Source organism: Sulfurospirillum arcachonense DSM 9755, assembly GCF_000597725.1.
Lineage (GTDB): Bacteria > Campylobacterota > Campylobacteria > Campylobacterales > Sulfurospirillaceae > Sulfurospirillum_A > Sulfurospirillum_A arcachonense.
This window is the reverse complement of record NZ_JFBL01000005.1, coordinates 68673-82716: the sequence shown is the minus strand read 5'-3', so window position 1 is coordinate 82716 and position 14044 is coordinate 68673. Positions and strand designations below refer to the sequence as shown.

Annotated in this window: 13 protein-coding genes; 6 read left to right on the top strand and 7 right to left on the bottom strand. The window is 29.3% G+C overall.

Annotated elements, in window-relative coordinates:
• Positions 1-23 precede the first annotated feature (23 nt).
• Entirely contained in the window at positions 24-1559 is a 1536-nt protein-coding gene (locus K354_RS0105485; RefSeq protein ID WP_024954499.1) for an ABC transporter substrate-binding protein, read from the bottom strand.
• Positions 1560-1813: 254 nt separating this feature from the next.
• Here K354_RS0105485 and K354_RS0105480 point away from each other — a divergent pair, with 254 nt between their 5' ends.
• Positions 1814-2647: a LysR family transcriptional regulator gene (locus K354_RS0105480; protein WP_024954498.1), complete on the top strand. Its 834-nt coding sequence runs from the start codon at positions 1814-1816 to the stop codon at positions 2645-2647.
• Here K354_RS0105480 and K354_RS0105475 read toward each other — a convergent pair.
• Positions 2644-3792 (bottom strand): M20/M25/M40 family metallo-hydrolase, encoded by a 1149-nt coding sequence (locus tag K354_RS0105475; RefSeq protein ID WP_024954497.1) that lies wholly within the window; start codon positions 3790-3792, stop codon positions 2644-2646. The genes K354_RS0105480 and K354_RS0105475 overlap by 4 nt on opposite strands.
• Positions 3793-3971: 179 nt before the next feature.
• On the opposite strand from K354_RS0105475, the gene K354_RS0105470 reads away from it, so the two are divergent.
• Both K354_RS0105470 and K354_RS0105465 read left to right on the top strand, forming a co-directional pair.
• Positions 3972-4859: an aspartoacylase gene (locus K354_RS0105470; RefSeq protein ID WP_024954496.1), complete on the top strand. Its 888-nt coding sequence runs from the start codon at positions 3972-3974 to the stop codon at positions 4857-4859.
• Positions 4860-4959: 100 nt separating this feature from the next.
• Complete coding sequence (locus K354_RS0105465) at positions 4960-6387, top strand: DUF4139 domain-containing protein (protein ID WP_024954495.1); 1428 nt, start codon at positions 4960-4962, stop codon at positions 6385-6387.
• Between the two features lie 3 nt (positions 6388-6390).
• On the opposite strand, the gene K354_RS0105460 is transcribed toward K354_RS0105465, so the two are convergent.
• A complete protein-coding gene (locus tag K354_RS0105460; protein ID WP_024954494.1) occupies positions 6391-7959 on the bottom strand; it encodes an HD-GYP domain-containing protein in 1569 nt (522 codons plus the stop codon).
• Positions 7960-7982: 23 nt separating this feature from the next.
• Complete coding sequence (locus K354_RS0105455; RefSeq protein ID WP_024954493.1) at positions 7983-8321, bottom strand: zinc ribbon domain-containing protein YjdM; 339 nt, start codon at positions 8319-8321, stop codon at positions 7983-7985.
• A 133-nt stretch (positions 8322-8454) separates the two neighbouring features.
• Here K354_RS0105455 and K354_RS0105450 point away from each other — a divergent pair, with 133 nt between their 5' ends.
• From K354_RS0105450 to K354_RS0105440, 3 genes are all read left to right on the top strand, one after another.
• The gene (locus K354_RS0105450) at positions 8455-9312 is read left to right on the top strand and encodes a nuclear transport factor 2 family protein (protein WP_024954492.1); all 858 of its coding nucleotides are present in this window, start codon (positions 8455-8457) and stop codon (positions 9310-9312) included.
• 87 nt (positions 9313-9399) lie between these two features.
• On the top strand, positions 9400-9840 hold the full coding sequence (locus K354_RS0105445; protein ID WP_024954491.1) for a MarR family winged helix-turn-helix transcriptional regulator: 441 nt from the start codon (positions 9400-9402) through the stop codon (positions 9838-9840).
• Between the two features lie 49 nt (positions 9841-9889).
• Entirely contained in the window at positions 9890-10126 is a 237-nt protein-coding gene (locus tag K354_RS0105440; protein ID WP_024954490.1) for a hypothetical protein, read from the top strand.
• Here K354_RS0105440 and K354_RS0105435 read toward each other — a convergent pair.
• The 3 genes from K354_RS0105435 to K354_RS0105425 are packed head-to-tail and all read right to left on the bottom strand — an operon-like array spanning position 10121 to position 14043.
• Positions 10121-10390 carry an EscU/YscU/HrcU family type III secretion system export apparatus switch protein gene (locus K354_RS0105435; protein ID WP_024954489.1) on the bottom strand — a complete coding sequence of 90 codons (270 nt, stop codon included), beginning with the start codon at positions 10388-10390 and terminating at the stop codon, positions 10121-10123. The two genes, K354_RS0105440 and K354_RS0105435, sit on opposite strands and share 6 nt — an antisense overlap.
• Entirely contained in the window at positions 10387-12153 is a 1767-nt protein-coding gene (gene recQ / locus K354_RS0105430) for a DNA helicase RecQ (protein ID WP_245600571.1), read from the bottom strand. Before recQ ends, K354_RS0105435 begins: the two co-directional genes overlap by 4 nt.
• 21 nt (positions 12154-12174) lie before the next feature.
• Complete coding sequence (locus K354_RS0105425) at positions 12175-14043, bottom strand: flagellar hook-length control protein FliK (protein WP_024954487.1); 1869 nt, start codon at positions 14041-14043, stop codon at positions 12175-12177.
• Position 14044: the final 1 nt, after the last annotated feature.

Sequence of the window (14044 nt, the reverse complement as noted above, 5' to 3'; positions counted from 1 at the left end):
TAAAAAGGTGAGATATTATTTATTTATTTTATATCAAATGCCCAAATACGGCTATCTGTTCTAGGCTCAAAATGAACTTTTTTACTCGCTGCATATATATCTACTTGATAATGAAGTGGTATAAAACATTGCTCTTCAACTAAAGCAACCCTTTGCGCTTCTTGTAAAACTTTCAATCTTTCATTTGGATCCATAATACCAGCTGATTTTTCTATCAATTTATCAGCTTTTGGACTCGAAAATCTTCCTCTATTATATCTTCCATAACCTTTATCTTTATCAAAAGTATGGACAACTCCATCAAAAATAGAACTTGCATCACCATCACTGCTTGCCCATCCTATAAGGAAAAAGCTTGTATTTAATTTACCAGTTTCTGCAAAAAAAGTAGATTTAGGTGTTGCATTGACTTTAACAGTAATTCCAATTTTAGCTAATGACGAGGCAATTGCTTGAGCAATTTGTGAATCATTAATATATCTATTATTTGGCGCATCTAAAACTATTTCAAAACCATCAGGATAACCAGCTTCTGCAAGTAAAGCTTTTGCTTTTTTAGGATCGTATTTTACTCTTGTTTTAATACTAGGGTCATAACCAAACACTGCTTCTGGACTCAATTGAGATGCAGGTTTTGCAAAAGTTTTCATAACATATTTAATGATAGCGTCTTCGTTAATACCATAATACAATGCTCTTCTAACTCTAATGTCTTTTAATGGATTTTTACCATCATGACTTTTTATATATGGTGATTTATCACGATCTTGGTCCATTTGTAAGTAAATTAGTCTAAGCCCAGGTTGAACAAAGAAATCTAACTTATCATTAGCTTTAACTCTATTAACATCAACAACAGGAACTCTATTGATAATATCAACTTCATTACTTAGTATTGCTGCAACTCTTGTCGCATTATTTGTTAATGGTCTTAAAAGAACTTTATCATACTTTCCTTTACCTTGCCAATAAGTAGGATTTGCATCTAATTTTATATGATCACCCTTACTCCAAGAAACAAGTTTGTAAGGTCCAGTCCCTATAGCATGTAATCCAATCCATTGTTCTGATTTACCTTCTAATGTCTCTTTATCTAAAATATGAATATAAGTAAGTTTTCTTAATAAAATAGGATACGGTACATTTGTAACAATCTTAACAGTAAAATCATCTACTTTAGAGACTTCTTTAATCATGCTAACTTTACCTTTGAAACCTGACTTGTCCCAATTTTTTACTCTATCATAAGAGAAAACAACATCATCAGCATTAAAATCGCTTCCATTATGAAACTTAACACCTTTTCTAAGTTTCATTAGCCAAACAGTTGGTTCTGGATTTGTCCAAGAAACAGCTAGGGCTGGATGAGTTTTAAGATCTTTATCAAAAGAAATCAATGCATCAAATATATTTGAAAGAATAGAATTTGTAGCAGTTTCATTATGTGCGTATGGATCCATACTACCTGCACCTGATGCTAAACCTACTTTTAGCGTTGCAGCATTTCCTGCTGAGAAAAGTAAAGCTACTGTAGCTAAACCCATAATCATCTTTTTCATATAAACTCCTTTATTTAAAGTTGATTTAAGTATATTCCATAATATAGGTATATGTCAAATTATTTCTAATTATTGAATCCATTAAAAATATTTATCCTATATAGCATATATATTTAATAAAACATATATCAAAAGACTTAATTTTTAAGCAATTTAGTGCTATAATTCAATCATTATACAGGATTAATCTTGGTGTATACGTTGTCTTTTGCCTATAAAGTATCCACTTCACAATATAATTATCAGGAGCGCATATGGATTCAAATCTTTTAAAAATTTTCACTACTGTTACAAAAAGTAAAAGTTTTACACTAGGAGCAAAAAAACTTAATGTAACTCAAGCCAATGTTACACTAAGAATTAAACAACTTGAAAAAGAATTAGGTTATAAACTATTTCATAGAGTACCAAAAGGAATTATTCTTACGAAAGAAGGTGAAAAATTACTCCCATTAGCAAATGAAATAGATAAAAAATTTAAAGAAATTCATATGCAAATGAAAAATATCAATTCTCAAGATTCATTGATTGTTGCATCGACATATACAAATGCAAGTAAAAGATTAATTCCATTCTTACAAAAAATCAGAGTTGACTTTCCTACCTTAGAATTAGAACTTATAAGAAAAACTAAAATACCTATAGTAAAGCTACTTTTAGAATATAAGATAGATATTGGCTTTATAAATCATGAACCTGATGATAGTGAAATAATGGTTCTAAATAAATTCGATAATGAACTTTTATTTCTTCAACAAAAAGATAGTTCAGTTGAGAACCATACTATTTTAGCGTATGAAGAAAATTGTGCATATCATAGTGGTATGAAAAAATACTATGAACATATAGGCGTTAGCGAATATGATACAATTGAAATTGCAGACTTTGAAGTTATTCTTGCTTGTGTAGAACTTGGAATGGGTGAATCTATTATCCCTAAATCAATTGTTGAGAAACTTGGGTATCTTGAGAAATTAAAAACTACTAAAATTCCTAATAGTGTTCTTGAAATACCAACTTGTTTAGTTTGTAGAAAAGACAATGTTCCTCAAATAAGTGAATATTTAAAGAACATTGATATAGACTAATTATTTTCTAATAAATCAATCATAAACAAAACAAAAATCTTTGTTCTATAAACTAATGAGTCTTTTACTATGTACTCTTTTTTGGTATGACTAAAATCTCCAATAGCACCTAAGCCATCAATAGTTGGTACACCCATTGCAGATAAAAAGTTTCCATCAGATCCTCCTCCTGTAGCCATTTCTTCACAGCTATAATTAAGCTTTTTTGCAATACTTCTATAAAGTTTTGCTAACTCTCCAGAGGCTTCAGTTTTCTCAAAAGGTGGTCTATTTAAGTGTAGATCATATTTTACTTCAGCTCCTACAGTGGTTGGTGTATTTAAAATCTCTTCTATCTTTTTATATAAAGGTTCTTTTTGTGACATTTTTTCAAATCTTACATCAACAGTAATTTTACTATATGGAGGCACTACATTTCTAGCAATACCAGAATGAATCTCATTACACCCTACTATAATGCCATTTTCATAGTCATTTAAAGCTTCTAGTTTTTGAATTATTTCACATGAAGCTAAGATAGCATTAACTCCTTCCCAAGGAGCAACACCAGCATGTGCAGGTTTACCTATAACCTCAATATCCAAAGCAGCAAGACCTTTTCTTTGAACTGTTATCTCTCCACCAATACGCCCAGGTTCAAATATAAAACCAGCTTTTGCATTAATAAACTCTTTTTCTACTATTTCTTGAGAATCTGTTGATCCTATCTCTTCATCTGAATTAAAAAGAATTTTAATTGGTAAATCACGATTTGGATAGAGTTGTTTAAGAATAGAATATGAATATAAAGCAACAATAAGTCCAGCTTTCATGTCATTTGTTCCAGGACCTTTTATAGTATCACCTTCATCTATATAGGTGTTAAAATCACTAGAAGCAGGATGCACTGTATCAAAATGTCCAATAAATGCAAAATAATCTTTTTCTTTCTCTTTCCCATGCATAAGATGAGGTCTTACATTTTTACTTGAATAAACTTTTTGTAGTTCAATATCTTTTTCACTTGCAATATCCACTAAAGCATTTAATGCTTTATCTATTCCATCTAGGTTTGAACTAAAACTATTTATATTTACTATTTTCTCAAAATCTAAATACATTTGGCTTTTATTTTCTTCTAAAAGTTTATCAATCTGTGTAAGCATCTTCTTATCCTTTAATTAATAATTATTTCAAATCCTAACCAAAAAAATATAAATATAAGCTTTATGCTAGAAAAATTGAAATATAGATAAAAAAATTTTATATCAAGAATAATTATCTATTATTTGACACAAATGAATTTATTTTAATATACTCAACGAAAATCTAAAAAGAGATATTTATGAAAAAAATTCACAAAGTTGCTATAACAGGCGGTACTCATGGGAATGAACTCACAGGTGTTTATCTTATAAATAAATTTAAAAAAAATCCTAGCTTAGTAAAAAGAGAGCATTTTGAAACATTTTTTATGCATACAAATATAGGTGCAATGAAACAGTGCACTCGATATGTCGATAAAGATTTGAATCGTACTTTTACAATAGCTGGATTAAATGATCCTTCACTTGGTTCTTATGAAGATAAACTAGCAAAAGAGATAAATCAAAAAATAGGACCCAAAGGAAGCCAAAATCCCAATATAGATTTCATTGTAGATTTACATTCAACAACTTCAAAAATGGGATTATCTCTTTGTATAAGTACTAACGATAAACTCACTTGGCAAGTAGCAGGTTATCTTAAAGAGTGTATGCCTGAGGTAAATATCTTTAAATGGGAAGGGGATACTGATGATATAGCCTTTGTAAGTTCTATTCCTCCTAGTGGATTTACTATAGAAGTAGGTTCAATCCCTCAAGGTGTTCTTCGAGCAGATATGTTTTTTGAAACTGAAAAAATGATCCAACATGTTTTAGACTTTTTTGAATTATACAATACAGATAAACTAAAAAAAACATATACAAATATTGAAGTTTATGAGAACTCAAAAATGATTGATTTTCCAAGAGGAGAAGATGGGTATATCAACGCTATGGTTCATCCTACCTTACAAGAAAATGGTTATTTCAAACTCACAAAAGGAAGTCCACTATTTGTTACTCTTGATGGAGAAGAAATATTTTTTCAAAACGATGAAACACTTTATGCCTTATTCATAAATGAAGCGGCTTATTATGAAAAAGGTGTTGCTATGTGTCTTGCAAAAAAGAAAACAATACAAATATAACTAAAAAAAATTCTGGCTGCTCTATATTACTAAAAGAGCAGTCTATATACGCTTATTAACTATTCTATGATAAAATCTACAAAAATAATTAAGGACTAAAATGAAAAAATTACTTTTGGGATTAACTCTACTAACAATAAATCTTTCAGCCAATACTAAACCTTTACATGTAGAACTTGATATTTATGCAAATCAATCTTTTTTAAATAAATCTTTTACTTTACAAAACAGTGGAGAAATAACAACACAAGTTCCTGCATACTCTACTCTTGAAAACATAAAATACAAAATAGCATCATCATGTGCAATACAGAAGCATAACCTTTCCAATACAATTAAAAATCCAAATGAAAATATTGAAAAACTCAATGAAAAAAAACGGCAAATAACTCATGAAATAGAAGCCCTTGTAGCAAAAGAATCCCTTTTAAAATCCCTCTCTTTACAAAAAATTGATAAAGTTTCTAAAATAGATAGTATTACATTGTATCTTACAAAAAATTTAGTCGCAAATGCTACCCAAATTGATACATTAAAAAAAGAACTAACTCAAATTGAAAAAGAATTAAAAGAGACTCAAGCATTAGATAAAGAGTACAAAGAACTTAAAATTACTTATACATGTGATAGAGAAAATAAAAAACTTCAAATTATATATCCACAAAATAGCATTAAATACACTCCTTTTTATAATATAAGTGCGAATATCAACAATAAATCAATATCGATAGAAAAAAAAGCAACACTTCTTTTTCAAGGTACTGAAAACTTTAAAAATATAGATTTAAACATCTACTCTTACAGATACAACCAAAATGTAGCTCCCCAACCTTTTTACCCAACTTACTTAGGAGAAGAACGACCAAAAGTATATAAAAAAGCTCTCATGGCTATGAATGATAGTGTGAAAGAATCTTCAATAAACACTAGAAATATACAACATACTGACTTAGCTACAAAATCTGTTTACAAAATATCTAATGTATCACTTTTTAGTGGAGAAAAAAATCTTTTACATGTAGATAACCAACTCATAAATGCAACTTTTAGAAGTGTAATAGATGCATATGGTACAAATAAAGCATACTTAGAAGCAATTATAAAAACAAAAAAAGACTATTCTAGCGCTTACGCACAATACTTTTTAGATTCAAATCCAGTTGCTAAAAGATATATGGAAAAGATATACAAAGATAAAGAAACAAAAATATATTTTGGAGAGAATGAGCATATACAAGTGAAAAAAGAGTTAATCAAAACTCTTGATGAAAAAACATTTTTTGGTGATAAAAAAGTTTCTACCCAAAACTGGAAATTTACAATTATTAATAAAAATCCATATAGTGAAAATATCAATTTTATAACAAAAGTTCCTGTTTCAAAAGATGCCAATATAAAAGTAAAAACATTAGTGGAACCAGCATTTGATACTCAAAATGCTAAAGGTAAAACCCAGTGGAATTTTACTCTGAAGGCAAATCAAGACAAAACTATATTTTTTGGATATGAAATTTCAAATAGTAAATAAAATTTAATCTTTAAATTTATCTCTTATTGCTAAAAAACTATCTAAATTTTCAAAAAAGATATCTATGAGGGTGGGGTCAAAATGAACCCCTCTCTCTTCTTTAAAAAACTTAAAAATTTTCTCATCTTCCCATGCTTTTTTATAAACTCTATCACTACCAAGTGCATCAAAAACATCTGCTACCGCTGTTATTCGACCATATATATGGATATCTTCTCCTGCCTTTTTTTGTGGATAACCAGAGCCATCCCATTTTTCATGATGTTCATATGCCACAATAGAAGCCATCTTAAGAAGTGCTCTATTTGATCCTTTTAACATATCATAACCAAGTTTGGCATGTGTATCCATAATCTTTCGCTCTTCTTCATTAAAACGACCTGGTTTGTTTAAAACAGAATCAGGAATTGCTATTTTCCCTATATCATGCATAGGACTTGCTTGTTTTAACATCTCTGCCTCACTCTCTTCTAAGCCATAATTCAATGCCAAAAGTTTTGTATACTCTGCAACTCTTTTTACATGGTTTCCTGTCTCTTTGCTTCGCTGTTCACCAATAGCACCCATGGTAAAAACAACTTCTTTTTGAGTCACTTCTATTTCATGATTTAAAGCTTTTATCTCTTCTAATCCATTTTCTACTTTTTCTTCAATTTCATCAACAGATAAATCAACATTTTTACTAACTAAATATGCTACTAAAACAATAATAAAAATTGTACATCCTAATAAAATCAATACATATAAGTATGTTTTGTCAATAAAACTGGAGGATAACTTTTCTATATTATTTTCTATATTGACATCTACTTTTCTATTTAAATTAATTATTTCTATAATGCTTGTTGTTAGCTTTTCTTGTAATTTTTCAAATTTATTTATATCAATAGCATAAGAACCTACTCTTTGCACAACACCTATGTATTCATTGATTCCTCTAATATTTTTATTTTTTAAAAAATATATTTTATTTAACCATTTTTGTAAAGTTTCTTTATCTTTTTTTTGAAAAAGAGCCTCTTTACTATAGTATTCAATACCTCCAAAAGTATGAACTAATACAATGTTGCCTGAACTTGAAACACTGCTACCTATTTTCTTTCTCAATTTATTTTCTAAAGGATATGCTAAATCAAATTTTTTCTTTAACTCAATTTTCTTTTTTTGTAAATCATGAGCTTTATCAAATGCAGCTTCAATATTTTTTTCATTTGAATAGAGTAATTGTAAGTCTTTACGAATAATAGGTGCTCTATAAATATCTTCTACAAACCTGTCTATAAAATTATCATTTTTATTTGAAGTAAATATTTTTTTTGTTTTTTCAAATTCTTTTTCATATTTAAGAAAATTTGATTTAATATGATACAGATCATCAGGATTTTTGGAGATAACTAAATCTTTTGATAAAGAATTCATATTTTCTTGAAGAGATATTAATTTTGCTATATTTTTTTTATAATAATCATTGTCTTTTATTTGATATAAAACTATAGAATTGATAGTTGCAATTAATATAACAAGAATAGCAATTAAAAAAAAACTTAATTTAACAATTTTTTTTATATTCATAATATCTCCAAAATACTACTTTACTACGACTTTTTCAAAAAACAAGTTAAAAGAACTATCTTTACTCCATTAACTCTTCCCTCTATTTGCTCAGGATTTGAAGTCAATGAAATATTTCTTACAGCAGTTCCTCTTTTTGCAGTAAAACCAGCTCCTTTTACATCTAAATCTTTTATGATTGTGACAGTATCTCCTGCACTCAAAACAACACCATTTGAGTCTTTATGAACTAAAACATCTTCACTATCTTCTTCAGGTGCTACTGCTGACCACTCATGAGCACATTCTGGGCAGACTAACAATGCTCCATCTTCATAAGTATATTCACTATTGCATTTTGGGCAACTTGGTAAGTTTTCCATTTTTAACCTTTTTATTTTTTCGTATTTTACCTTTTTTTTACAAAAAAATACAAAACCCTTGACTTTAGTTTGATATAAAACTATAATTCTACTTATAAAGTTTGATATCAAACTAAAACCACAAGGAATAAGCATGAAACTATTAACAACAAAAACTGCTTTAATGTCACTATTGAGTGTAGCAGTTTTTACAGGATGTGCGTTAAGTACAAATACAAAGGAAACAAAAATGAACTCAGAAAAACAACAAGTTGTTGAACTTCTAAATTCTATAGAGAATGGAAAAAGAAAACCAGCAGGTGTTATAAACCCGACTAAATACATACAACATAACTTAGCAGTTAAAGATGGTATTGCAGGTTTTGGTGAAGCATTAAGCCATCTTCCAAAAAGAAGTGCTAAAGTAGACGTTGCTCGTGTATTTAAAGATGGTGATTTTGTTTTCACTCACACGAAATATAACTTCTTTGGACCAAAAATTGGTTTTGATATCTTCCGTTTTGAAAATGGTAAAATTGTTGAACACTGGGACAATCTACAAGCAATCGTAGAAAAAACTGCAAGTGGACGCTCTCAAATCGATGGGCCAACGCAAATTAAAGACCTTGATAAAACCCAAGCAAACAAAGCTTTAGTAGAAGGTTTATTAAACGATGTTTTTTTTGGTAAAAACCCAGCAAAAATTACAGAGTATATATCAACCAAAACATACAATCAACATAATCCACATGTAAAAGATAGTTTGGGAGCACTTGGTGAAGCACTTAAAGGAATGGCAGAATCTGGAATGCCAATGATTTATAAGAAAAATCACATGATTTTAGGCGAAGGTAATTTTGTACTTATGGTAAGTGAAGGAACATTTATGAATAAACATTCTTCTTTTTATGATCTTTTCCGTATTGAAAATGGGAAGATTGTTGAGCACTGGGATACTATCGAAGAGATTCCAGTAGAAGCAAAATGGCAAAATTCTAACGGCAAATTTTAATCAATAAAAGTCACTCGTATCCATAAAAATTTAAATTTATGGATACGTTAAAATCTAAATTTAATAGGATATAAAATATAATAACATATGAAAAATACTAACTCAATCATTGCTACTATAGCTAATATACAACTCAATGCAAATAAACTGATTATAAATGAGCTTAAAAAACATAACTTAGATGGACTAGCTCCATCTCATGGGGCTATTTTGGTTAACTTATATAAAAATGAAAATGGCATAGCTATGAAGAAACTATCTGTATCTATAAATAAAGACAAATCTACTCTAACAGCACTTATCAATAAACTAGTAAAGATGGATTTGGTAGAAAAAGTCAAAGATAAAAATGATAGTAGAAGCACTTTAATCAAGCTTACAAATAAAGGTTTAGAAATCAAACCAATTATTTTAAACGAAATATCTTCTAAACTTATATCTAAAACATATGAGGGATTTTCTCAAAAAGAAAAAGAAACTCTTATGGATTTACTTACGAAGGTTAAAAATAATTTTCTTGAAAATTAATCTATATTTATCTAATTATTGCTAGTATTAGAGAAAAAGAAAGATTTACATGTACGCACCAATATCAAATGAATTTTACGACCAATTAACAGTTGCTATTCAAAGAAAAATTCCTTCAACGATAGTTTATTTAGACAATGAACAAAAAGAGACTATAAAAGGAGTTGTGGCGACTTTAAGCGTAATTGATTATAAAGAGTTTTTAATTTTAAAGAGTGGAGAAAAGATAAGACTTGATTTGATTTTCACATTTAATGGGAAAAAACATAGAGATGCTCATCTATAACTTTTTATTTGTCACATTATAAATAAAACTAAAAACTTCTGCAACTGCTTTATATAAATTTGATGGTATCTCTTTGTCTAACTCTATTTTTGTAAGAAGCTCTACTAAATCTTCATCTTTTTTTATTGGAAGCTCATTTTCTTTGGCTATTTTAATAATACGCTCAGCAACGAGACTTTTACCTTTTGCAACTACTCTTGGTGCTTTTTCTTTTTCTTTATCAAATCTAAGTGCTACTGCTTTTTTTACATTTGCCTCTTTCATTGTTTTAACTCTTTCACTTTATTCATAAAGACTTCACCATATCTTTCAAGTTTTACTTTTCCAACACCGTTTATATCTAAAAAACTCTCTTCATCACAAGGAAGTTTTTTTGCTATTTCTTTAAGTGTAGCGTCTGAGAAAACAACATAAGCTGGAACACCTTTTTGGCTTGCAAGCTCAGCTCTTACTTCTCGAAGTGCTTCAAAATTTTCATCTTTTATTTCATGCTCTTTATCCAAAGATATCTCTTTTGCAACTTCTTCAAAAATATCAACATCTGCATAAATATTTTGTTTGCCTTTCAAAACATTTGCTCCAAAACTTGTGAGCATTAGCTGTCTAAAATCACCTCTTTTTACCGCTTTTTTTTCAAAAAGTTTATCTATAACTAAACCCCAGCTATCTTTACTTATCTCTTTTCCTATGCCATATACACTCAGTCGATCATGCCCATTTTCAATAACTTTTTTATTTTTGCTACCCTTTATCACATCAACGATATGAGCTGAACCAAAGTTTTGTCCACTTCTATATATAGTGGAAAGTAACATCCTTGCTTCTTGTGTTATGTCTATCTCTTCAACAGCTTCTTTTTGGCAATTATCACATAGATTTTCACACTCAATTAACGATTCTTCGAAGTAACCTGTAACTGCTTGATGCCTACACTGCCTTGAATTGGCATAATTGTAAAGCTCTTCTATCTTGTTCTTTGCAAAGTTCTTATAGACTTCATCTTCAATAGAGTTCATCAACTCACTTTTTTTGACAACATCTCCCATTGCATACAAAAGCAAACACTCACTTTTCAAACCATCACGACCAGCACGTCCAATCTCTTGATAATAACTCTCCATGCTTTTTGGTAAATCCATATGAACTACGAAACGAACATTACTTTTATCAATTCCCATACCAAAAGCTATGGTTGCTACTATGATTTTTGTCTCATCTCTTATAAATTTATCTTGATTTTCTTTGCGTATTTCACTTTTTAAACCCGCATGATAAGCTAAGGCATTAAAACCTCTACTTTGTAAAAAAGAAGCTATCTCTTCAGTCTCTTTTCTTGTAAACGTATAGATTATCCCACTCTCATCATCATAATTTTTCAAAAAATTTACTAACTCTTTTCTTCCATTAGCCACTCTTTTTTTCACATTTAAGATAAGGTTATCTCTAAAAAAACTTCCCTTTAATCTCGTAGGATTGTCTAGTTTTAAAGCACTTACTATATCATCAGCCACTTTACATGTAGCCGTTGCTGTAAAAGCTGCTATTGGTATGTGAGGAAACTCTTCTTTTAAAAAATGAAGTTTACGATAATCAGGACGAAATTCATGTCCCCACTCACTCACGCAATGTGCTTCATCAATGACTATAAAACTCACATCAACCTGTCGTAAAAGTGCTTTGAAACTCTCCATATTAGCACGCTCTGGAGATACATAGAGTAAAGATAACTCTTTATTGTTAAGTTTTCTATACACTTCACTTATCTCTTCGTTATTGAGCTCACTTGTGAGTTTATCTGCTTTTATATTGTTCAAACCAAGATTGATAACTTGGTCATTTATCAAAGCGATTAAAGGAGATATTACAACCGTAACTTGACCTTCAAAATAGAGTGCTGGGAGTTGATAACAAAGAGATTTTCCTCCACCAGTTGGTAAAATAGTAAGTAAATCTTTTTTATTGATAATAGCTTCAATGCTTTCACGCTGTAATGGTCTAAAACTATTGAATCCAAAATAGTTTTGCAATATTTTTTTTATCTCTTTCTCCTAAACTTCTATATTTATACTAGAGCCAAGCTGTCTAGAACTTGCAAAATCTCTTGTATCTTCTTTGAGTTTTTTATCTTTTAGAGCATCATAAAGCTTGATATTTGAGGGGACTAAGCCTAGTTTATTTAACCCTTGTTTCAATGTTTGCATATTTTCTTGTACCAACTCTACAAACTCTTTTTTCTCAGCAAACACAGATATGTTTACATGTATATCTTCAAAAAGCATTAACATCAAATCAATTTTACCATACTCTTTGAGTTTTAAATTGATCTCACAAAAAAATCGGTTCTCTTTGAGTTTTTTAATACTCACTTGACCTTCTTGCAAACCATCCCAGACATAAGGAAGATATGTAGTATTTGAGTTTGAACCTAGTGAAACGAGTTGAAAATAATCAATCCGAGTCAAAAGCCTATCTACTTGAATCAAAGCTTCTTTTGCACTTGGTAAGGTTGAAGTACTTAATTCATGTTTCATACTTAAAAGTGTTGCTTTTGTATCAGCAAAACCCTCACTTTTTATGGGTGTGTCTAAAAGTAGTTTTTGATTTGGTACTATATTTTTACTTGCTATTTGCTCTTTTATTGTTAACTCTAGCTTTTCTGTAAGTTTTGCAACTTCTACATGTAAAGGATTTTTTGCATCTACTTTTACAAGTTCACTTTTTATGAGATTTACTACTCTTTGAATTTGTTCTGAGATCGTTGCTTTACTAAGTTCTTTTGGAAAAAACTCTGGCGTTTTTAAAGTTTGATCTACCATCTGAACTATAGTTTGTGACTTTTCTAAAATCGCTGGTGCTTTTTTACTACTTGCACTTAGACTCAACTCTTTTAACTCTGTCATAACTTGTTTTATTTCATTGGCAACTTTTTGAACTTCTTTTGGTGCTACTTCAGATATGTTTTGTATTTTTGATTCTATTAATGTACTTTTTTGTACCAAAGTTTCAAGTTTTGCAGTCACTTCAACTACTGGTTTATTTATATTTTTACTTGTTTTGAGATTTGCTATAAGTGATTTTATATCGTCAATAAAAACTTTATCTGCTTTTGGCGTATTTAAAAGCTTATCTATTATCTTTACATGTACATCACTATTTTGTGTGTTTTGTGTAAGTGATTGTTTTAGATTTGTCAAAACTTCTTTAATATTTGTTTGAGGTATGGGAGTATCTTGTTTGAGTATGTTTTCTAAAGTTTTAATCTGCGGTTGTACTTCTTTTAGTAAATCTGGTGCATTTTTTATATTTTTTATGAGACTACTTAGAGTATCTATAAAACTTTTATCTGCCTTTTTTGCACTTAAAAGAGTATCAATTTGTTTTAAAGGTAACTCCTTTATCTCTTGTTTTGGAAAACTTTTTACAACTAACTCTTTTAGATTTGTTAGTACTTCTTTTAATGGAGTTGGCATAACTTCTGTTTTAGAAGTTGCTAGTTTTGATTCTAACAAAAGCCCAGTATTAGATAACTGTGTTTTTAACGTTTCAGGTTTTATCTCTTTTACATGTAAAAGAAGTTTTTCTAAAGCAGGTGCAAATTTTGCAAGAGTTTTATCACTTTTTACCAAATCTAATAGTGATTTTAACTCAACCGTTGTATTTTTCATCATCTTTGGAATGTCATTTTCTTTGAGTGTTGATAAAACGTTTTCTTTTGTTTTTGTATTGCTACTCAGATCTTTTAAAAGAGAATTTACTAACTCTTTTGTCGTTTGATTTTTTATTTTATCAGAACCTATATTTTTCTCATCTGCTAAAATACCTTCTTTATTAGAAACAATTTTTTCCAATGCTTTTTTCACATCTTTTGTATCTGCTTTAGAGATGAGATTAAAAAGTTCTTTAGTAGACACACGCATT